Source organism: Providencia stuartii, from assembly GCF_029277985.1.
Taxonomy (GTDB): Bacteria; Pseudomonadota; Gammaproteobacteria; order Enterobacterales; family Enterobacteriaceae; genus Providencia; species Providencia zhejiangensis.
On sequence record NZ_CP119546.1, the window covers coordinates 2,323,806 to 2,345,744 of the forward strand.

19 protein-coding genes are annotated in these 21,939 nt (G+C 39.6%); 9 read left to right on the plus strand and 10 right to left on the minus strand.

The annotated features are described in order from the left end of the window. Positions 1–59: 59 nt before the first annotated feature. Positions 60–1,256: an anthrax toxin-like adenylyl cyclase domain-containing protein gene (locus P2E05_RS10120; RefSeq protein WP_276122736.1), complete on the minus strand. Its 1,197-nt coding sequence runs from the start codon at positions 1,254–1,256 to the stop codon at positions 60–62. Positions 1,257–1,529: 273 nt separating this feature from the next. On the opposite strand from P2E05_RS10120, the gene P2E05_RS10125 reads away from it, so the two are divergent. Further along, entirely contained in the window at positions 1,530–2,687 is a 1,158-nt protein-coding gene (locus tag P2E05_RS10125) for an iron-containing alcohol dehydrogenase (protein ID WP_154624248.1), read from the plus strand. A gap of 49 nt (positions 2,688–2,736) precedes the next feature. Beyond that, the gene (gene yghU / locus P2E05_RS10130; protein WP_196713102.1) at positions 2,737–3,576 is read left to right on the plus strand and encodes a glutathione-dependent disulfide-bond oxidoreductase; all 840 of its coding nucleotides are present in this window, start codon (positions 2,737–2,739) and stop codon (positions 3,574–3,576) included. Between the two features lie 60 nt (positions 3,577–3,636). Here the strand turns inward: yghU and P2E05_RS10135 are convergent, their stop codons facing one another. Beyond that, positions 3,637–5,058: an MFS transporter gene (locus tag P2E05_RS10135; protein WP_247047648.1), complete on the minus strand. Its 1,422-nt coding sequence runs from the start codon at positions 5,056–5,058 to the stop codon at positions 3,637–3,639. A 97-nt stretch (positions 5,059–5,155) separates the two neighbouring features. On the opposite strand from P2E05_RS10135, the gene P2E05_RS10140 reads away from it, so the two are divergent. Further along, positions 5,156–5,941, plus strand: a complete 786-nt coding sequence (locus P2E05_RS10140) for a helix-turn-helix transcriptional regulator (protein WP_247047646.1) — start codon at positions 5,156–5,158, stop codon at positions 5,939–5,941. A 303-nt stretch (positions 5,942–6,244) separates the two neighbouring features. After that, entirely contained in the window at positions 6,245–7,435 is a 1,191-nt protein-coding gene (gene ydeE, locus P2E05_RS10145; protein ID WP_154624252.1) for an efflux MFS transporter YdeE, read from the plus strand. A gap of 38 nt (positions 7,436–7,473) precedes the next feature. Here ydeE and P2E05_RS10150 read toward each other — a convergent pair whose 3' ends face one another. Together P2E05_RS10150 and P2E05_RS10155 are read right to left on the minus strand one after the other, a co-directional pair. Then, positions 7,474–8,628, minus strand: a complete 1,155-nt coding sequence (locus P2E05_RS10150; protein ID WP_272657741.1) for an MFS transporter — start codon at positions 8,626–8,628, stop codon at positions 7,474–7,476. 269 nt (positions 8,629–8,897) lie between these two features. Continuing rightward, positions 8,898–10,304 carry a PLP-dependent aminotransferase family protein gene (locus P2E05_RS10155; RefSeq protein WP_247047644.1) on the minus strand — a complete coding sequence of 469 codons (1,407 nt, stop codon included), beginning with the start codon at positions 10,302–10,304 and terminating at the stop codon, positions 8,898–8,900. 151 nt (positions 10,305–10,455) lie between these two features. Between P2E05_RS10155 and P2E05_RS10160 the strand changes: the two genes are divergently transcribed. Continuing rightward, positions 10,456–10,617 carry a hypothetical protein gene (locus tag P2E05_RS10160; RefSeq protein WP_167520920.1) on the plus strand — a complete coding sequence of 54 codons (162 nt, stop codon included), beginning with the start codon at positions 10,456–10,458 and terminating at the stop codon, positions 10,615–10,617. Between the two features lie 131 nt (positions 10,618–10,748). Here P2E05_RS10160 and P2E05_RS10165 read toward each other — a convergent pair whose 3' ends face one another. The 5 genes from P2E05_RS10165 to P2E05_RS10185 all read right to left on the minus strand — a co-directional run bounded on the left by P2E05_RS10165 (position 10,749) and on the right by P2E05_RS10185 (position 16,447). After that, positions 10,749–11,405, minus strand: a complete 657-nt coding sequence (locus P2E05_RS10165) for a Crp/Fnr family transcriptional regulator (protein WP_154623555.1) — start codon at positions 11,403–11,405, stop codon at positions 10,749–10,751. Between the two features lie 18 nt (positions 11,406–11,423). After that, positions 11,424–12,692, minus strand: a complete 1,269-nt coding sequence (locus P2E05_RS10170) for a NupC/NupG family nucleoside CNT transporter (protein ID WP_154623556.1) — start codon at positions 12,690–12,692, stop codon at positions 11,424–11,426. Positions 12,693–12,711: 19 nt separating this feature from the next. After that, positions 12,712–13,959, minus strand: coding sequence for an adenosylhomocysteinase (locus P2E05_RS10175; RefSeq protein ID WP_154623557.1), 1,248 nt, complete (start codon positions 13,957–13,959; stop codon positions 12,712–12,714). Between the two features lie 153 nt (positions 13,960–14,112). Next, positions 14,113–15,177 (minus strand): bifunctional DNA-binding transcriptional regulator/O6-methylguanine-DNA methyltransferase Ada, encoded by a 1,065-nt coding sequence (gene ada / locus P2E05_RS10180; RefSeq protein ID WP_154623558.1) that lies wholly within the window; start codon positions 15,175–15,177, stop codon positions 14,113–14,115. Positions 15,178–15,262: 85 nt separating this feature from the next. Then, complete coding sequence (locus P2E05_RS10185) at positions 15,263–16,447, minus strand: MFS transporter (RefSeq protein ID WP_154623559.1); 1,185 nt, start codon at positions 16,445–16,447, stop codon at positions 15,263–15,265. A gap of 122 nt (positions 16,448–16,569) precedes the next feature. On the opposite strand from P2E05_RS10185, the gene P2E05_RS10190 reads away from it, so the two are divergent. After that, a complete protein-coding gene (locus tag P2E05_RS10190; RefSeq protein WP_196713096.1) occupies positions 16,570–17,469 on the plus strand; it encodes a LysR family transcriptional regulator in 900 nt (299 codons plus the stop codon). A gap of 9 nt (positions 17,470–17,478) precedes the next feature. Here P2E05_RS10190 and P2E05_RS21670 read toward each other — a convergent pair whose 3' ends face one another. Further along, on the minus strand, positions 17,479–18,321 hold the full coding sequence (locus P2E05_RS21670; RefSeq protein ID WP_163861742.1) for a helix-turn-helix domain-containing protein: 843 nt from the start codon (positions 18,319–18,321) through the stop codon (positions 17,479–17,481). Positions 18,322–18,453: 132 nt separating this feature from the next. Between P2E05_RS21670 and P2E05_RS10200 the strand changes: the two genes are divergently transcribed. The 3 genes from P2E05_RS10200 (at position 18,454) to P2E05_RS10210 (ending at position 21,649) form a co-directional block, all read left to right on the plus strand. Beyond that, positions 18,454–18,996 carry a GNAT family N-acetyltransferase gene (locus P2E05_RS10200; RefSeq protein ID WP_154623561.1) on the plus strand — a complete coding sequence of 181 codons (543 nt, stop codon included), beginning with the start codon at positions 18,454–18,456 and terminating at the stop codon, positions 18,994–18,996. A gap of 215 nt (positions 18,997–19,211) precedes the next feature. Beyond that, positions 19,212–20,639: a Na+/H+ antiporter NhaC family protein gene (locus tag P2E05_RS10205; protein ID WP_154623562.1), complete on the plus strand. Its 1,428-nt coding sequence runs from the start codon at positions 19,212–19,214 to the stop codon at positions 20,637–20,639. Between the two features lie 17 nt (positions 20,640–20,656). After that, entirely contained in the window at positions 20,657–21,649 is a 993-nt protein-coding gene (locus P2E05_RS10210; RefSeq protein ID WP_154623563.1) for a D-cysteine desulfhydrase, read from the plus strand. Positions 21,650–21,939 lie beyond the last annotated feature (290 nt).

The following is a 21,939-nucleotide window of genomic DNA, read 5'->3' on the forward strand; positions in this document are numbered from 1 at the left end:
GAGTAAATATATGATGTAAATGTCTCTAAGGTATTGTTTAAACATATCTAAATTCATATTTAAAAATGAGTGATTTTTGATTTTAAATTAACCATAGAGAGTCTACGTTTAGCGTATTCAAAGCTTGGACGTCTGACTGAGGGTAATTCATTTTTCCACAAAGGATTAATGTTAATGTGGTAACCCTCTTCTTTGGCTATTGTTATCAATTCCGCCAATTCCTCTTTATTGGCGATAATGCATAACTCATCAAAATGCCCTATCTTTTTAGGTAAAGCAAAAGTGGCGGGAAAATTTGCCTCTAATTCAGTCATTGGATTCGTCGCATCTGCACTATGATGGACCACTTTTTCGGCCTCTCCCACCAGCGCTTTATTGATCAACGAGATCATTTCCTTTGCCCGTGGTGAGGCATTACCTACCTCACGATCTTCATTCTGATAAAAATGAGTTTCATCCATGTAACCTTGTCTCAGGTTTGAGTCTTTAGGTAAATTTTGATATGTTTCAATACGTTGTTTATATATTGAATGTGCGACATCAGGGACGGGTACCCTATCTTGAGAACCAAAATATCGCATATGTGGGCCAATCAATAACAGATCATAATCAGCAGTAATAGGAACAAAGTTTTGAACAGAAGCCAACACTTCAAGTGTTTTTCCTTCAAAATAAATACGGTATTTCTGCTGTTGTGGCAGCCATTTAGCTTCAAATTGATAATTGCGTCGACTCGGTCCTTCAGCAGTAAAGTGCCTAATACCTTGTGAGTTTTCGAAACTAAGCTGATGAATCGCCCCCAACTGTAATAAGGTTTGTAACCGCTCCTCCGTTATTTCAAGCGGTACCGGTATAGAATGTCCTTTTTCAATACAATCACGTACAAAAACGTTATATTTATCAATTTGTTGTTCTGATTTATTCTCTAATTTGCTAAAACGTTGGTCGACACAAATTAACCCTGCCTGTGCCCCCCATGAAGCACTTTTACCTTTAATATGAAAGCCCTTTGTTGGATTACCCGCAGCAATCAGCTGTGTTGCAAAACGATCAACAGGGCGGATACCAATAATACAATCTTGTTCCTTTGCAACTTGATGTAATGGAGATAAATGGCTCGATACTATACCTGTATTCCGGCTAACCTCTTCTACGATTCGTTCTATACTATGAATGCATTTCTGTTCTGTAGAAGGGGTTAAGTTTTCATGATATTCATTACTAATCTTGTAGTGATATTTATGTATTGGGATCATAAGCCTTCCTTAGCTGATCAGGTAAATTCCTTCACCTTGTATCAAAATCCCTCTCCGTTCGCTTGCATAAAGCGACTTCTTGATATTGATATAAAAAATAAATAGTTACATGTATTTATAACAAATAACACCTTGCGATAATACATAATCTAATTATGTCTGTATAATGTGTTAAGCTAGTTAATACATTAATAATTTTTAATGTTTTTGCCTTTTTCCCAGTTGTTCAAGGCAAAAAAATATCCCTGTTCCATGCTGAAATAAGGTCTATCTATGAAAAATTTCGAATTTTATAACCCAACACGTATTGTCTTTGGTGAAGGTAAAATCGCTGAATTGAATAGATTGGTGCCAAAAGAAGCCAAAGTTTTGATCCTTTTTGGCGGCGAAAGCGCTCGTAAAACAGGCACATTAGATGAGGTTGAAAAAGCATTAGGTAACCGTCAAATTGGCCTATTTGGTGGTATTGAAGCCAATCCGCGCTATGAAACCTTAATCAAAGCCGTCGATAAAATTCATCAAGAAGGCTATGACTATTTATTAGCTGTCGGTGGTGGCTCAGTCATTGATGGAACTAAATTTGTCGCTGCTGCTGCAAATTTTTCTGGCGATAGTTGGGACATTCTCACTAGCGGCGGTGAAAAAGTGAATACCGCGTTGCCTTTTGGTACTGTGTTAACACTGCCGGCAACAGGTTCAGAAATGAATAAAAACGCTGTAATTACCCGTGAAGCAACACATTCTAAACGTGCTTTTATGCATGATACTGTGTATCCACAGTTTTCTATTTTAGATCCCGTAAAGACATTTACTCTCCCCCCACGCCAAATCAGTAATGGTGTCATTGATGCTTTTGTTCACGTGATGGAACAGTATTTAACCTATCCAGCGAATGCGCCTGTACAAGATGTTTTCGCTGAAGGCTTATTAAAAACACTGATTGATATCGGCCCTAAAGCCTTAGCTAACCCACATGATTACGATACGCGTGCGAGTTTAATGTGGACTGCAACTTTAGCATTAAATGGTCTTATCGGTGTTGGCGTGCCACAAGATTGGTCAACACATATGTTAGGACATGAAATTACTGCATTATATGGGTTAGATCACGCGCAAACTCTTGCGATTGTATTACCGTCTATGTTGCTCGAAAAACGCCCGCAAAAACAGGCTAAACTTGTGCAATATGCACAACAAGTCTGGGGTATTCATGAAGGCTCTGAAGAACAACAGGCTATTCGTGCCATTGAACTCACTCGAGAGTTTTTTGAACGAATGAATGTGAAAACGCGCTTCAGCGATTACAATTTGAATCAAGATGTCATTGAACCTTTAGTAGAAAGTTTGATCAAAAATGGCATGACCGCGCTGGGTGAGCATCATGACATTACACCTGAAATCAGCCGCCGTATTTATATTGCGTCTTTATAAATAACTCGGTACTTACTCAATGTAGCAAGCTAACGAATTGGAGATAAAAATGAATAATTCAACCTATACCCCTCCTAAAGTTTGGAAATGGGAAAAAGGTAACGGTGGTAAATTTGCGAATATTAATCGCCCTGTATCAGGTGCAACACATGAAAAAGCCCTGCCTATTGGGAAGCACCCTCTACAACTTTACTCGTTAGGGACTCCTAACGGGCAAAAAGTGACTATTATGCTGGAAGAGTTACTGGAGCTAGGGATTAAAGAAGCAGAATATGATGCTTGGTTGATTAATATCAGTGAAGGCGATCAATTCAGCTCAGGATTTGTAGAAATCAATCCAAACTCGAAAATTCCAGCGCTCGTCGATCGGAGTGGTGAGCAACCGATACGAATATTTGAGTCTGGCTCAATATTGACTTATCTTGCTGAAAAATTTTCTGTATTTTTACCCACAACACAGCCTGAACGGGCGGAAACCTTATCTTGGCTATTTTGGCAAATGGGTTCGGCTCCTTTTCTGGGCGGCGGTTTTGGGCATTTTTATGCGTATGCGCCAGAAAAATTCGAATATCCGATCAATCGATTTGCAATGGAAGCTAAGCGCCAACTTGATGTACTCGACCAACGTTTAGCCAATAATCAATATATTGCAGGTAATCATTACTCCATCGCGGATATTGCGATTTGGCCATGGTACGGAGCATTAGTTAAAGGCTGGCAATACGATGCGGGTGAATTTTTGAGTGTTCATGAATATAAACATCTACTTCGCTGGGCTGATGAAATCTATGCCCGTCCAGCAGTACAACGTGGACGCCGTGTTAACCGTCTGCAAGGTGACCCTGCTCAACAAGTTCGTGAACGCCACGATGCCAGTGATCTACTGTAATTCCGTTAATTCATTATGATGCATTAAGCCTTATACTATTTGTATAAGGCTTTTTATTTTTTACGGATGCTTTGGAAGCTCTTTCATTGTCGCTTTGCCGATAATCTTTAATAATAAAACCGCCGCACAGACCGCCATTAAAAAGTTAAACACTAATCCCAAACTAACCGCATTTTTAAGTTGTTCAAAGGGTAATTGGTATGAGAAATGAGTTAAGCCATATTGCATGATCACTGATACTGCTGTTGCGCCTATTGCGGCGCCAACTTGCTGTAATGTCGCCGTAAAACCAGAAGCTTGCCCTACCATTTGGGATGTTACTTTCGCAAGAACTAGATTCAACATTGGCGTCATAATCATTCCTTGAGTAAAGCCTATAGCCAGCAGAATAGGACTCAGCCATACCACTGAATAATTTGATGAAAACCAATAGAGACCGGTCAGTAATAATATATAGCTAGCCCCATAAAATATGGCTCCCCAAAATACAATTCGCTCACCATAACGATTTATCCAATGGGGCGTGAGTAATGAGGAAATAACAAAACCAACACTGGCTGGAACAAAAACTAAGCCTGATAAAAAAGGCGTTAACCCGATTCCGTTCTGAAGTAACAAAGACAACATTAAAGGAAATGCGGATGAAGTCGCATAAACACTCATGACCACCCATAAACCAATAACAAAAGAGCGATGACGCAAAATACGCATACTTAACAATGGAGCTTTTTCCTGTTTTTCCATCCTCAGTTCATGACGAACAAACAACGTTAACATCAATACGCCACATAAAAACAGTAGTGAACTCACTGTTGACCAGCCCCACACGGGTAACATGAGAAACGGTAATAACCCACAACAAATACCCATGCTTGACAAGAAAACGCCACGCCAATCTAAATCAACTCGACTTTTTTCTCCTTCCTGTAAGAATCGAGATAAGGCAATAGCAAGAATACCTATCGGCACATTAACAAGAAAAATAGTTCGCCAATTGAGTTCAAATAGATTTAATGTGATTAACCAACCACCAAACGCCTGCCCTGCAATGGCCGCTAATCCCAAACTCATTCCTAAATAACCGAAGGCTTTTTTAGCCTGAGATTCATTAAAATTTAATCGAATACTGGCATATACTTGTGGGAAAAGTAATGCGGCAGACAACCCCTGCAAGAAGCGAGCGATAACTAATAATGTCGCTGTCGGCGCAAGTGCACAAAATAAAGATGTGATAGTAAAAAATGCCATGCCAGTGCGGTATAAGGACTTTTTACCATAAATATCACCTAAGCGCCCGCCAGTAATTAGCAATAGGCCAAAGGCCAATTCATAACCGACAATGATTAATGTTAGTTCGGTTAAATTAGCATTCAATGACTGTTGAATACTAACTATGGCAACATTCACCACAAATAAATCAAAAATTGTTACAAACCCTGCCAATAATAAGACAAAGAGAGCGATACGTTGCTGCTGATTCATAATCTTCTCATTCAGATGACTAAAGAATGAGGACTATAAATAGAAAATTATCATGGTACAATTTAACCATTTATACTATTACTAAAGACAATAGGCTATGAAAGAAAAACAACGTAACCGACCTGAACTTGCTGATTTTTTAAGGCAAAAACGTGAAAGTCTTTCTCCTGAATCGGTTGGCTTACCAAGAACCTCTCGACGTCGAACACCAGGATTACGCCGTGAAGAAGTCGCGGCACTGGCAGGTGTTGGGCTTACATGGTATACATGGCTTGAACAAGGCCGTGATATTGGTGTATCCACACAATTTCTCGATAATTTATCAGCAGCTCTACATTTAAATAACGCAGAGCGCCAGCATCTTTATTTGTTAACCCATAATCGGGAACCTATCGCAACCGCCAAGACCGAGCACCATGTTCCCTCTGCTATTTCTCGACTGATCGCTGATTTCCCTGAAAATTATTTATGTTATGTACTCAATCTTCATTGGGATGTACTGGCTTATAACCCTCGCGCAGACGATTATTTCCATTTCTCTGAGGCGGAACCTTATTATTGTAATTTCCTATATTTATTATTTATGGATCAACGTTATCAGGAACGGTTCGCAAATTGGCCGTTAGTGGCACAGCAATTACTGGCAAGCTTCCGCCGTGATTATGCTCGCACTAAAAATGATCCTAATATCAAAAAGCTCATTAAAATATTAACAGAACAATCCACATTATTTAGCCAGCTTTGGAATAAACACGAAATATACCAGCCATGCACAGGAGTGCGGGAGCTGGTCTATCAAGGAAAAATAGCCGATTATGATTATTCTTCCTTAACTTTTGACATTGAAAAAAGTAACCGCCTATTAGTCTATATCCCTAAATAAGCTAATATGCTGAGGGGTGAAAATATTTTCACCCTTGTCATCTTTGTTTTAATAGGTTATCGATTAATACCATCCAGCCAATATAAAAGTCGTAGTGTATTACACTATAAATATGATGTTATTCCCCCTATACCCTATTTTAAAAATCCGAATACGAGATAGGTATAAGGGAATATTTTGTTTTTATCTTTTTTAGCGATTGTTGCTGCTCCCCCATTCCCTGTCATCACAAAATTCGGTAATTTATAACGTTAACAGTCAGTGCTACAACTCAATAACAATTATAACGCTAGGTCGTGAGTCATGTTGTCTAAATCAAATATTTCAAATAGCGCTTTACTCTGCTCTTCACTGCTATTAACCATTGGACGTGGTGCAACATTGCCCTTTATGGCAATTTACCTAACACGCGAATATCAAATGGCGATTGATATCGTTGGTGTTGCGATGTCTTTAGCGCTGACTGTCGGTGTCTTATTCAGCATGGGTTTTGGTATTTTGGCCGATAAAGTTGATAAAAAACGTTGTATGCTCCTTGCTGTTATCGCCTTTATTTGCGGTTTTATTGCTATCCCATTATCTAATCATGCTGTATTAGTGGTTATTTTCTTTTCGCTCATTAACTGCTCTTATTCTGTTTTTTCGACAGTATTAAAAGGTTATTTTTCAGATACACTCTCCCTTTCCGTTAAAGCGAAAGTATTTTCACTTAATTATACTTTTTTAAATATTGGTTGGACAATTGGGCCACCACTTGGAACATGGTTATTGATGTATAATATCAATTTACCTTTCTGGTTGGCTGCTATCTCTGCTTCTGTTCCTATTTTCTTTATCCAACGTTATGTACAGAGTGTAAAACCTGTTTCTCATCACGATGAAACAAAACACCTTTGGAACCCCGCAGCAATGCTGCATGACAGAGCGCTTGCGTGGTTTATTCTATCGACTTTTCTCGGTTCTCTCGTGTTTGGTTCTTTTACAACGTGGATGTCACAATATGTGATTACTGTTGCAAACAGTGAGTTTGCACAAGCCGTTATTGGCGTTGTACTCCCTGTGAATGCCGTCGTGGTTGTCACCTTACAATATATGGTAGGCAAACGCCTCACGCCTGATAACCTTAAACGTTACATGACGATAGGGACTATCTTCTTTGTCGCTGGTTTAGCCACATTTATGGAAGCGGGTGAAAACTTGTACTTATGGGCGTTAGGTTCATTTATTTTTACGTTGGGAGAACTTATTTATGCACCAGGTGAATACATGCTTATCGATAACATTGCTCCGGAAGGCATGAAATCAAGCTATTTTTCTGCTCAAGCACTGGGTTTACTCGGTGGTGCATTTAACCCCATGATCACAGGGATTGTCCTCACTGAATTACCGCCTAAAGCTATTTTTATCATCTTGATGATCTTCACTGTTCTTGCTTGGATGAGTATGCTCAGAGGCATGAGTGTGAGACAACATCGTCTATTACAAACACAGTAATAATCGTTGGTGAAGCGATAACCACTTCACCAATTACCTTACGCTTCAGGACGTTTAGCATCAAATCCACAAATCATTATTGAAATAACTAATACAAGAATACTCATCGCTCCCATGGTTAGTATTCCATAGTTCATCAATAACCATGACAATAAGGGTAACATTGAAAATAGCACTATATTATTCAGGCTTTCCGATACTGCTAGCACTTGTCCTTTATTTTCACCACTTCGAGTCGCGATTATTGTTGTACTGAGTGGTGCAGCCATTCCCAGAAAATTGCCCCAAATCACTAAGCATAGTGTATGAGCTATTAATGGAAAATAGGCAAAAATAAACGTTGCCACCGCAATCGCCATCATTGAAATCACGAGTAATAACCGTTGACTATCATTCAATAATAAATTGTTCAATTTACCGACAAGCAAATTACCTATAAATAAACCAGCACCAAACGCGCTGATAACAAGACCAATCAATGCACTATCTATTGCAAATTTATGTCGTAATATTTCCCCTGATAATAAAAAAATACTGACGGCCGTACCATTCCATAATGCTTTTGCACCAATAAAATGGGTAATTTTAGTATTACGTAGCCACTGAAAACTGCCCTGTGTTTTCAAAGTATGAATTTGTTTTGAAGAAGGAAGTATTTTACATGCACAAAACCAAACGATCAGACTTCCGAGCGTCGTCATGATAAATGGTGCATACCATGTTAAATATTCTGTTAACACTCCGGCTAACACTGGGCCCGTAACAATTCCCACTGTCATACCAATCATTGCCGTTCCCATCGCAGAGGACTGCTGGCGAGAAGGAAAGATATCCGCAATTAAGGAAAAAATAGTTGGCACAATCGCTGCTGATGCTAAGCCACCACAAATACGAAACAGCAGAGCTATCGTGAAGTTTGGAGAAGCAATAATGGCTAGACTATCTATTGCAAATAGAAACATAGCAACTAACAGTAATTTTCGTCGCTCAACTCTGTCAGAAAAATAACCTAATACTGGCGCACTAACCGCATAAGTCAGCGCATAAGCTGAAATTAGCCAAGATGCTTGTGCGCTAGTAACGGAAAACACCCCCGCTAGCGGCGTTAGCGTCGCCGATAACATAAATTCTGTTGTGCCGACTAAATAAACAGCGGCTGCAAAAACTAATAATAAATAACGGTTCGATTGCATAGGATTCTCTTGCGTAAATAAAAACACCCCGTTCTCTGCTGACGTTCAGTCACAGATATAAGCAAAAATGATTAAATGTAGAGTTAAAACAAGACGTTAATAGTGATAATGAAAGACTTTGACGCGATATCAAAAAGCGAGGTGTTCAGAAATAAAGGGAAATGACGATATAGAATTTGGGAGAGGTTATGAGTCTATCGAAGACAACATTTAGCGTCAAATAAAATAATTGCACCCCATCACGACCAAGGTGCAATCTCATGGTTACACTATAAGCTGGCTAATTTTAATGTCTCACCTAATATCTTTAACCCATTACGGCGTCTCGGAATCAATGGTAATGCATAGTTAATTCGTAAATGATGAGTAAAACATCCTGCCGATGAAAAATGTTCTCCTGTAAGCACGATCACTTTATTTCGGTTTAGGACATCCATTAATTTACGGTTATCGACAGGTGGATGCTCAATCCATAAAGAAAATCCACCTTGTGGCCGAGAAATCCGCGTCATCGGTGGAAAATAGCTTTCCACTAACTCACGATACTGGCTTTGTAACGCCTCGTAATGTTGTCGCATAGAGCGTAAATGCGGAAAATAGTGCCCTTCACGCAAAAAATTAGCGACCACTTGTTGCATAAATATTTCCCCCGAGCAATGAGATAAATATTTTAAATGCATGACTTTTTCTTTGTATTTACCCGGTATAACCCACCCCGTACGGACCCCTGGGGCAATGGTTTTAGAAAACGAGCTACAAAGGATCACCCGACCTTCACTATCGAATGATTGTATTGTCGCTGGGCGTGGATATTCGTAAGCTAATCCAGCAAGCACATCATTTTCAATGATTGTCACACCATACTGATTTGCCAACGCCAATAATTGTTGCTTATGTGTGTCAGGCATAGAACAGCCCATAGGATTATTGCAGGTGGGTGTGACGACAATAGCTTTCACAGGCCAATGATGAAAAGCCTCTTGTACCCTTTTCAGTTTAATCCCTGTTTGCGGGTCTGTTGGGATCTCAATAATTTTCCTGCCCAACCCATACAGAGTTTGTAATAACCCTGGAAAGGCGGGTGACTCAATCGCAATAACGTCATTACCTTGTGTACAAGCTTGAATAGATAATGATATTGATTGATGACCGCTAGTCGTCGTCACGATGTCATCTGGAGTGAATGACGGTTTATGAGTAGAAATACTGTGAATTTGCTCGCGTAAAGCGAGTAATCCTTGTAAACAATCATACTCTAATACTAAGCTATTTTTACGACGGCTGATCATGTTGATTTCTTGCCACAACGGTTCCAACGTTTTGCTTTCAATATTAGGCACCGCGCAAGATAGCGAAGTAACGTTATCACGTTGTTCTACACGCAAAAAATCAATAGTTGGGTTCCATTGAGCAATCTGAACTGGCTTTTGTATATAATTGACAGCCTTAGGCAATAGAGCTTCGTTTTTATTTGGGATGACAAAGTAACCTGATTTAGGGACCGCGTAAATCAACTGCATCTTTTCAAGTTCACGGTACGCAAGCTGAGCCGTGGTTAAACTCACCGCATGTTCACGCCCAATTTCCCTTACTGAAGGCAGTTTTTCACCACTCAAAAAATCCCCCCGATAAATTTTTTCTTGTAGTGTCTGCGCGATTTGCTTGTACAGTAACATCTTCCAGCCCTTTCACCGTTTCTCTATTGCGGTAATGTAATACAGATTTGTTCTTTTTTGATCTGTATTATGCAAAAAATAATATCTGTCACTTTTTTGACATTATTTCCTATGCCAATCTAAAAATAGACATACAGCATAGGAACGCAATATGGAATACGAACATAATAGAAATGGCAAACATTATCCTTCATTTATCTTAGTCACTGCGATTATCTGGATAGCCAAAAAATTATTTTATTTAATAAAGAAAATTTATCATAATTTTAAGAATCGCAAAAAATATGAAAAATATAAAGGTCAGAAAATATAAACTAAATAGATAAATAGTATTAGCATATAAAATATAAACCAACTTATTGATATAGTTTATTTTTAAACTAATCTGCATGCATGCTTATAATATTGACCATACAAAAATAGAAATTTAATTTAGTCTATAGATTAACGGGAGCTTAATAAAATTATTGGGCCTTCTTGTTGTATCACCCCCTGCTCCTTGAGTTTAAATAAAACTTTATCTAAATGACGGCGTGATGTACCTAAAATTGCAGCTAACGTTTCTCTTGGTAAACGAATTTGATGACTGGATAGTTGGGTTAAAATATACAGGAGATTCTTTTCAATAGAGTCAACGGCTGTCATTAACCGTTGTTCTCCATTAATTAATGACCGTTTTGCTAATTGACGGTTTAAAAGAATGGATAAACGATGGTCTTGAGATAGCCAAACTAAAAAGCTGTCAGAGGGAATGCGGATAACTCGCGCATCTGTTAATGCAATAACATCATAGCGATAGCCTGTTTGTTGACAAAGAGCTTCCATCTCACCAAGAAACTCCCCCTTATAACAGAAGGTAAGTGCAAGCTCTTTACCATTATCAGCAAGTTTATTCACGACAAACTCGCCTTCAATAATAATGTAAGTGTATTTATTATCGGTGCCTTGATGGATTAACTTGTAACCTTCTTGCAGATGAATTGTACAAAACGTATTTTTGACGGAAGGTGGCGCATGACGAAATAACCAATCAACATCGGGCAGGAGTTCTTGTTCACTAAACTTGAGCCACAATTCGCGAAAAGGCGTTTCATCCATCATATATGCCACCTACCATTATTAACCTAAAATTAATCCAGCAATTGCGCCATTCATCAGGTTAGCTAATATTGCCGCACCGAAGGCTTTAAATGCGATACTGGTTAATTCGCCCCGACGTTCTGGACACATAGCACCAATTCCTCCTATCGCAATACCGATAGTGCCTATATTCGTAAAGCCACACAAAGCAAATGAAAGAATGACTTGTGTTTTCACGCTTAAGGCTTCTCCGGTAGCTGGGAGAATTGAACCATCTAAATAAGGCTGTAGATTAGCATATGCAATAAATTCATTGAATAGTACTTTTTGCCCTAGCAGCTGTCCTGCAAACTGTGCTTCAGTCCAATCGACACCTAATAACCAAGCCACTGGTGAAAATAACCAACCAATCAGCTGAGTCAGCGAAATCTCATGGCCTGTAAAGCTCGTCGCCCACATCATTATGCCATCAAACATCGCGATAATTGCCAGTAACGCTAATAGCATACCTGCAATGTTTAACGCCATACTGACCCCAACACTAGCACCTTGAGTCACCGCATCAATACTATTGCGGTATTCTGACTTTTCCTCTTTCATCGAGTTAGCGCTCGTATGCTTATCACTGTTTTCCTTAGTTTCAGGATAAAACAGCTTCGCAAACAATAAACCAGCAGGTGCAGACATGAAAGATGCCGCTAATAAATATTCAATTTTTACACCATATTGCGCGTAACCTAATAGTACTGTGCCAGCAATTGATGCTATTCCTCCGACCAAAATGGTAAAAAACTCTGAGGAAGATAAATATTTCAAATAAGGACGGATCACCAGTGGCGCTTCTGTAACACCAAGAAAAATGTTTGCAGCGGATGACATCGATTCTGCACGTGATGTGCCTAATAAACGATGCAAAGCACCACCAATCAAAATGATCAGTTTTTGCATAATGCCAACATGGAACAACAGTGCAGATAACGCAGATAAGAATACCAATACAGGTAATACTTTAAACACAAAGATAAACCCATCAGCGCCAAGCAAATCAAACATCTTGTCTGTTGCCAAGCCACCTAATAAAAACTGAGTCCCTATTTGTGTGTAGTCTAACAATGCAGTGACTTTATCAGCCATCCACATCATGACCTGTTTTCCAATAGGAAGATATAACATGCAAAATGCAAACGTAAATTGCATTAATAGTGCGATAGAAACGAGCCGTAGGCTAATCCTACGGCGGTTATTAGAACAAAGGTATGCAACCAACAGTATGACAGCAATACCTAAAAGGCTATTCAGTATCGACATTAGCGTTCTCCGACTATTTTTATTTCAGTTCGAAGGCGTTCAAATACTGATATTGTCTGTCACTAAGAGCATCAAAAGTGACACCCATATCTTGTAATTTTAAGCGAGCCACTTCACTGTCGATTTCATCAGAAACAGCATACACTTTCTTATCAAGATCATGCTTAAGCAAATACTCTGCACCTAATGCTTGTAAAGCAAAACTCATGTCCATAATTTCAGCCGGATGACCATCTGCACAGGCGATATTGACTAATGCACCTCGACCTAACAGATAAACAGTACGACCATTTTTTAAGCAATACGCATCAATATTTTGACGAGCCTCATACGTCGAAACACTTAATGCTTGTAAGCCTTTCAAGTCTATTTCATCTTCAAAATGGCCTGTGTTACTGATAATCGCCCCTTCTTTCATTAAACTAAAATGCGCCTCAGTTAATACATCACAGCAACCCGTAGCGGTCACAAAAATATCGCCTAATGGAGATGCTGCTTCCATGGTCATCACTTCAAAACCATCCATCTTCGCTTCAAGTGCTTTGATCGGATCAATTTCAGTAATAATGACTTCCGCACCTAATCCTTTTGCACGCATAGCACAGCCTTTGCCACACCAGCCATAGCCTGCAACAACAACTTTTTTACCCGCAATCACTAGGTTAGTTGTTCGCATAATGCCATCAAATGTGGATTGGCCAGTACCATAACGGTTATCAAATAAATGTTTGGATTGCGCACCATTAATAGAGATGACAGGGAAATTCAGTTCATGACTTTTCTCACGCGCTATCGCCCTTAATACACCCGTCGTTGTTTCTTCACATGCGCCAATGACATGATTCGCATATTCTGGATACACACTGTGTAACTCATGAACCAAATCACCGCCATCATCAATAACAATATGAGGTTCACAGGCTAAGGTTTCTTTTACAAATTGTTGATATTCTTCACCACTCGCCCCATGAATAGCGAATGTATTAATACCATTTTTGACAAGTGCAGCCACAATATCGTCTTTCGTTGACATTGGATTGCTGCCAGTCACAGACACTTTGGCACCACCAGCCGCAAACACTTGCGCGAGATAAGCCGTTTTCGCCTCTAAATGAATCGACAAGGCAATGCGTTTGCCTGCAAAAGGTTTTTCTTCACTAAAACGCGCTTCTAAAGCGCGCAAAAGTGGCATATGCGCACGAACCCAAGCAATTTTTTGTTCGCCTGAAGGAGCCAGAGATAAATCTTTATAAATGCTTGTAACCATCTTAAATTCCTTTCACTATGTTGCTTCAAATGAAGAAAACATACAAAACGAACGATCGTTACAATAGGTCATTTGCCCATATCAGATTGAAAAAGTGTTAACAGGATATAATTATGGCAAACAATTTTTCTGAGTGATTATTTATTAAACTCATTACTTCTTTATTGCTTCCTTGTTTAGCAAGCTACGCTTACGTTCTATCCCCCAACGGTAGCCTGACAGCGATCCATCTGTTCGTACAACACGATGGCAAGGTATCGCAACCGCAAGCATGTTTGCCGCACACGCGCCAGCAACCGCTCGAATAGCTTTCGGATGACCAATTTGCTTTGCAATGTCACTGTAACTCACTGTTGAGCCAACGGGGATCGTACGCAATGCTTGCCATACCCGCTGCTGAAACGCAGTGCCGCGAATATCTAAAGGCAAGTTTAAGCCAAGTTCAGGCGCTTCAATAAACCCAATCACTTTCGCAACCAGTTGTTCAAATTGGCTATCGCCACCTATTAATTCAGCTTGAGGAAATTTATCTTCTAAGTCTTGTAACAGCTTTTCAGGATCATCCCCCAGTAAAATAGCGCAAACCCCCACTGTGCTTTGAGCTACCAAAACATGGCCTAACGAGCACATCGCCAATGCAAAATAAATGATTGAGCCATCGCCTCCCGCTTTCCAGGCTTTCGGCGTCATGCCTAAGCGTTCCGTTGCCGTTTCGTAAAATCGACTATTAGAACTGAATCCCGCATCATAAATAGCATCCGTAATACGTGGTTGTTGTTGTAACTGTTGCTGCAATTTGCCATGACGATGCGCATCCGCATACGCCTTCGGGGTTAGCCCTGTTTGCGCTTTAAATAAACGATGAAAATGATAACGACTGATCCCTACAACTGCGGCAAGTTCATCTAACTTCACCGTCGTATGACTCTGCTCAATATATCGACAAGCTTGGGCTATTTTTTCCTGATAAAACTGTTCAAGTTGAGCAGCCTCTTTACGACTACGTTTCCCCGCATGATAACCTTTGTCTATCGCTTGCTGTTCGTTATCAAAAAATTCGATATTATCTCGTTTGGGTAAACGCCCCGCCGCCGAGGGATGACAGTAAATTCTTGAGGTACGAACACCATAAACAAAATGACCATCCGCCGCTTTGTCACGGGCGACAATTGCTTGCCAACGCGCTTCATCACTTAACCATTTGTTTGTTGCTGTCATTGTCATACTCCAATCTGCCCTGTGTTACCGCCATTATTAAACTGATCAGGTGGCAACAAACTCCATCTCTTGCTTTTTAGTCCGATTAATCACACAGACAAGAAGCTGGCTGACAAACTTCTTTTCGTGAGTTTTGGCGTATTTTAAGCCATAAGGCGACAATACCGAGTAATGCGACTAAAGCTCCCATATAGCTTACCGTTGAATAATCGTAGCCAAATGATAATACGCTAGCACCAATCGCCGCACCAATGGCATTACCAAGATTAAATGCCCCCACATTCACAGAAGACGCTAAAGCTTGCGCTCCTTGTGCTGCTTTCATCACTAAGATTTGTAAAGGAGGCACCACACCAAAGCTAAAAATACTCCAAAATACTAGCCCAAACCCTGCACCGATCGTCGTTGTGCCAATAATAGGAAAGATTGCCATGCTGAGCGCTAACATACCAAAGAAAACAAATAATGTTCCATACAACGATTTGTCTGCAAATAATCCACCGAGATAATTTCCTACCGTAAACCCTATCCCAACAATAATTAACATAAAGGTAATCATTTGGTCAGATGCGTTAATAAACTGCATTAGCATTGGCGTGATATAGGTATACAAGGTAAACATAGCGCTTGCACCTAACACGGTACTCAGCATTCCTAGCATCACTTGAGGTTTGCGTAAAATACGTAATTCAGCGCGAACATGTATTGTTTGACCCGATAGATGGCGAGGTAACGCTAGGATCAAACTGATCAAGGTCATCAGCCCCAACCCTGATATGACAAAGAAAGCGGGCCGCCAACCAATCACTTGCGTCAGTTTGGTCATGAATGGTACTCCGCCTATATTTGCAATCGTCAATCCCATAAACATCGCCGCAATCGCACTGGCTTGTTTACTTGGAGGAACAACATTCGCCGCCACTAATGCCCCTAATCCAAAAAAGGCCCCATGATTTAAGCTAGTAACCAGCCGAGAAAGTGACAGCGTCACCAAATCAGGCGACATCGCGGATAACAGATTACCGAGCGTAAAGATGGACATAAGAAAAACGAGTGCATATTTAGGGGGATATTTAGCTAATACTAATGTCATGATAGGGGCTCCAACCATCACCCCCAATGCATAAATCATCACGATTGAGCCTACGGAAGGAATCGTCACGTTCAGGTTATCGGCGATATAAGGTAGCATTCCCATTGGCGAAAACTCAGTCACACCGATAGCAAATGCGCCTATTGATAATGCTAATAGTGCTGTATTGATCTTCATAGATTGACCTTACGAATAACTGTCTTATTTTATTGAATACATTAAAGATGCGTGATTTTTTCATATTGATGTGTCTTGAAAAAGCCATTAAGGTAAGAAAAACTTTTGTTGGAATTGCAAAAATGAAGATGACATTTGAAGAGTTACAAGTCTTTATCAGTGTCGTTGATTGCGGCTCTATGACAGCAGCTGCCGAACAGCTGAATATGACCATATCAACGGTAAGTAGGTTGCTTCTTCGACTAGAGGAAAAAATACAAACCACCCTAATTTACCGTACAACACGTAAGATCAAGCTCAGTGATGAAGGTTGTGCATTTTTGCAAAAAGCGCGAGAGATAGTTCAACTTGCTCAAGAAACCGAGGAAATGTTATCCGCACGTCAAACTATCCCTTCTGGAAAATTACGCGTTGATGCTTCGACTCCTTTTTTAACTCGAGTTATCGCGCCTTTGATGCCACTATTTAGTGAGCAATATCCACAAATTACGTTAGAAATTACCAATTTTGAAGGTGTCACTAATCTGCTAGAGAAAAAAACGGATGTCGCCTTTCGTATTGGTCAATTAAAAGACTCATCACTTAATGCAACATTAATTGGTTATAGTCAGAAACGGCTGTTGGCCAGCCCTGCTTATCTTAGCAAATACGGCATGCCCAACACGATTGATGATTTACATCACCATCGTTTATTAGGTTTTACCACACCGGAAACATTGAATATCTGGCCAATAAACAAAGCGGATGGCACGCCACTTAAAATAACGCCAGATATGTCAGCATCCAGCGGTGAAGTGTTATTTCAATTAGCGCTTCAAGGCTGTGGGATACTGCTTTCTTCTGATTTCGTGAGCCATGAAGCTCTCTCAACAGGTCAACTGGTTCAAGTATTAACAGAACAAACAGACAGAGTAAGGCAGCCCATTCATGCTGTTTATTATCGCAACCAAGCCGTTTCACCTAGGTTACGATGCTTTATTGATTTTGTGAAAAAACATGCTACACAAATTGAAGCAATCTAATGACATATCTCAGTCATAGCCATGATTTTTCCTAAAATGCGATAATGTCACGCCTGTGTGTCGCTTAAAATATCGGCATAAATAAGAGGTATCTTCAAAATTTAATAACACCGCCACTTCTTTGATTGATTTATTCCCAGACCCTAATAGCGCTTTGATCTCCAGTATAACTTGTCTATCTATCAATGCTTTAGGAGTATCATTAAAAAAACTCTTGGTTATCTGTGATAAATAAAAGGGGGTTACTGCTAATTTTTGTGCATAAAACTGTACTTCTCTGTGCACTTTGCAATACTGAGTAATCATGTCCCAAAAACGCCAACACAGCTGCTCTTTACGGCTCTGCTGTGCTTTTTGCTTAAGCGGTGTTTGAGGCATTTTATTCGCAATCATTAAAAAGAAATTTTGCACATGATTACAGAGCATCAAGGTGGCATATTCCCCTTGCTGCTGAATAATAAAACTCAATAACCTTTGCCATTGTTGTAATGACTTCCAATCTTCTTGCTTGACATGAAGTACTGGCGATTCATTGAAAAACGCAAACAACGGATTAGGCAATTGAAATGCAACATCACTGGCAAAGGCTTTTTCAAGCAAAATATAGTCAAACAGTGCTGAGCGTGAACATTGCTGTAGCATGACGAACGTATCGTCATACAACACAACAATATCATGCGCTTTTACAACATATTTGTTGAAATTAATGTTAAAAATGGCGCTTCCTCGCTTGCAAATCAACACGGTTACATAAGCTGTAACAAGCGGCATTAACAGTTGTTTATCAAATGTCGTTTCGCCCAAGCTGGCAACTTGAGGGACATGATACGAATGGTTCACTAAGCTACGCATTAATCGTTACGTCCAGTATAAAAAGAGCAATGAGTTGTTAAAAGTACCTAAAATAGCGAGGTTTTGCGCTTATATCTATCAAAAAAATACCTAAAATAGCGTTCACTTATTTAGATTTTAGGAGATAAAAAAATGATATTGCATACAGAAAGATTAATTTTACGTCCTTGGCAAGAAAACGACGCAGCGGACTTATATGAATATGCTAAAGATGAACGCGTTGGACCTATTGCCGGTTGGCCCCCACACCAGAGCGTTGAAGAAAGCTTAGATATCATCAAAAATATTTTTATGCGGGATGAGATTTATGCTGTTGCACTAAAAGAAGATAACCGTGCCATCGGTTTAATCGGTTTATCAATTGGCTCAGAAAGCAACTTCCCCATTGGTGAAAACGATGCCGAAGTGAGTTATTGGATTGGCGTTCCATTTTGGGGGAAAGGTTTGATTCCAGAAGCGATTCGCGAAGTTATGCGTCATGGTTTTAACGACTTAAAACTCGATAATTTATGGTGCGGCTATTTTCAAGGTAACGAACAGTCTAAAATCGCTCAAGAAAAATGTGGATTTGTTCATTATGGCACTCTTGAGCCTCAATATATTGAATTAATTGGTGAAATCAAAGTAGAAGAGCTCAGCCGTATCACATATGACGAATGGAAAAACCTAAACTAGCTTTTGATAATTACTTAAGGTAAAAAAGCCATTTCTCAATGGTTTTTTTACCTACTTCCCGCCTGTTTTTCTCCTTATTTTAAAATTTATGCCTATTTTTCGTTATAAAACGCAGAGTATGTGCAGTTATTTATTCAATAAACTTCCCTATTAGTGCTATGATTTTTCAACAATTATAATTTTAAAATAAAAATTCATTGCAAATAGGTAAATACATGCAAGACTATGGCATTTGGACAATCATTACTCCCATCGTAACTATTCTATTGGCGATATTCACTCGTCAAGTCATGCTGTCACTGATGTTGGGGATCCTCGTTGGTTTTACCGTGATTAACGACCACAATATCTTGCTGGGTATCAGGGGAACAGTCGACGGCGTTATTGATACATTCGCCTCGCCAGGCAATACTCGTACTATCGTATTCATGGTAATGATCGGCGGCATTATGCGCCTAGTCGTTATTACAGGAGGCGTCCGAGCCTTAGTTCAGTTATTGTCCAATCGAACGCAATTAGTCAAAAATCGGGTTACGACGCAACTCTTGGCGATTGTGATTACTTCCTTGATTTTCATAGAAAGCTCAATTAATCAGTTGGTTGCTGGTGCTGCCACGAAGAATCTAGCGCATAAATATGCGGTTGCGCCTGAAAAAATGTCATACATCATCCAAACCGCCTGTGTCTCTGTTTGCTCTTCTGCCATTATCAATGGCTGGGGAGCTGTGATTATGGGATTGATTGGCGTCCAAATTTCACAAGGACTGATTAGTGGCGAACCTTTTGATATTTTAATTACATCAATAGGTTATAACTTAATGGCATGGTTATCGCTTATAACGATCTTATTCTATGTTTTTACCAATATCTCTTGGGGGCCAATGAAAAAAGCGGAAATGCGTTATCAAGCCAACCACGCAACAGGTATTCATTCGCAAAAAAATCAAATAGAAGACGAAAAAGAGATTATTGACCATCCTAATACACACTCCGTATTCAACTTTTTTATCCCAATTCTGTCGACCGTATTGATGGTTCCAGTGGCTTTATACATCACTGGTGATGGTGATTTTAGTAAAGGAAGTGGTTCCACATCTGTTTACTGGGGAGTTATGTTTGGTACTGTGGTCTCTTTCTGTTGGTTTATCGCTCGCCGACTACTGAATATTGAGAGTTTCTTTCGCGAGTTATTTATTGGTTATGCCAACATGCTAAAAATTAGTTCTATTATGATATTAGCGTTTTTAATGGGAAATGTTTCAGCAGAACTAAATACAGGTACATATATTGCCACCGTTACGCAAGGCGTGATGGCCCCTGGTTTTTCTGTCGGCTTCATCTTTATCATTAGCGCCATCATGTCATTAGCAACAGGCACCTCATGGGGTACTTTTGCCATCATGATCCCAATTGGTGTACAACTCGGTATATCCATTGATATGCCTATCGAATATATGATCGGTGCGGCTATCTCTGGTTCAATATTTGGTGATATGACGTCCCCCATTTCAGCAGATGCGATTGTCGCCTCAATGGCTACAGATTGCGACCATATCGAACATATTCGTACACAAATGCCTTATGCGTTAGTTACAGCAAGTATGGTACTCGCTATTTATCTATACTTAGGTTTTTCACATTAGTTTCCAAGGAAGTTAACATGTCACTACAACAAAAATTAGCCCAATTCACCAAGTTGAATTTGAATAAAACCTCGACGCCTCTTCAGCGTCTTGAAAATTTATCGCGTGTATATGGTCGTGAAATTTTCATTAAACGTGATGATATTTCTCCTCTTGCAATGGGAGGGAATAAACTTCGTAAACTGGAATTTCTTATTGCTGACGCACTGGAGAAAAAAGCGAAAGTCATTGTTACCGCAGGAGCAATTCAGTCTAACCATGTTCGCCAAACAGCAGCAATTGCCGCGATGTATGGATTAAGATGCATTGCCTTACTTGAAAACCCGATTCAAAGTGATGAGCATAATTTCTTGCATAACGGCAATAAGTTGCTGACTAACCTATTTGGGGCTGAATCTGTGATGTGTGAGGCATTAACAGACCCTCAAGCTCAAATGGAAGAACTCATTCAAACTCTAGCTTTAGAAGATGCTTATATCGTGCCTGTAGGCGGTTCTAATGCGCTTGGTGCATTAGGTTATGTTCAATGCGCTATTGAAATCGCTCAACAGAAACCGTTGGAAATCGAATTTGAGAAAGTGATTGTCGCTTCAGGTAGTGCGGGAACCCATGCTGGACTGGCTATCGGTTTACAAGAGTTATTACCTCATTCTCAGGTCATCGGCGTGACAGTGTCACGATTTAAGCAGGAGCAAGCGCCTAAAGTGGAAAAAATTCAGCGTGAATTAGCTGAGTTATTTGCAATTTTAAAAGTGCCTGAAGTACAACTATGGGATGGTTTTTTTGAACCTATGTATGGTATGCCAAATCAAGCAGGACTGAATGCTATCACCCTATTAGCTCGTAGTGAGGGAATTTTATTAGATCCGGTTTATACAGGAAAAGCCATGGCAGGTTTGCTCAATTATCTAGAAAATTCAGATGAAAAAACGCCCGTTCTTTTTATCCATACTGGCGGTGCTCCTGCCCTATTTGCTTACCCAGAAATCAATAAAACGATTAACAATTAATGGAAAAACGGTGCATTTTATAGCACCGTTTCCTCCTATACTTTCCCCTCTGATAATCTCTGTATAATCTAGCTATATTTTAAATATGCTTTATTAGCTTGATATTATATTTAAATTAAACTGACTGACCTTACCTTTAAATCAGTCATTATTATTTTTATCTCATTTTATTGTATCTGTTATTTTCGCTAATAAATTAATAATCGGTTACTTACCAATATATAAAAATAAAAAAGTACCAATAAAATAGAATGCAACAACATTACTTCCCGCGATAAAACTTTACCCAT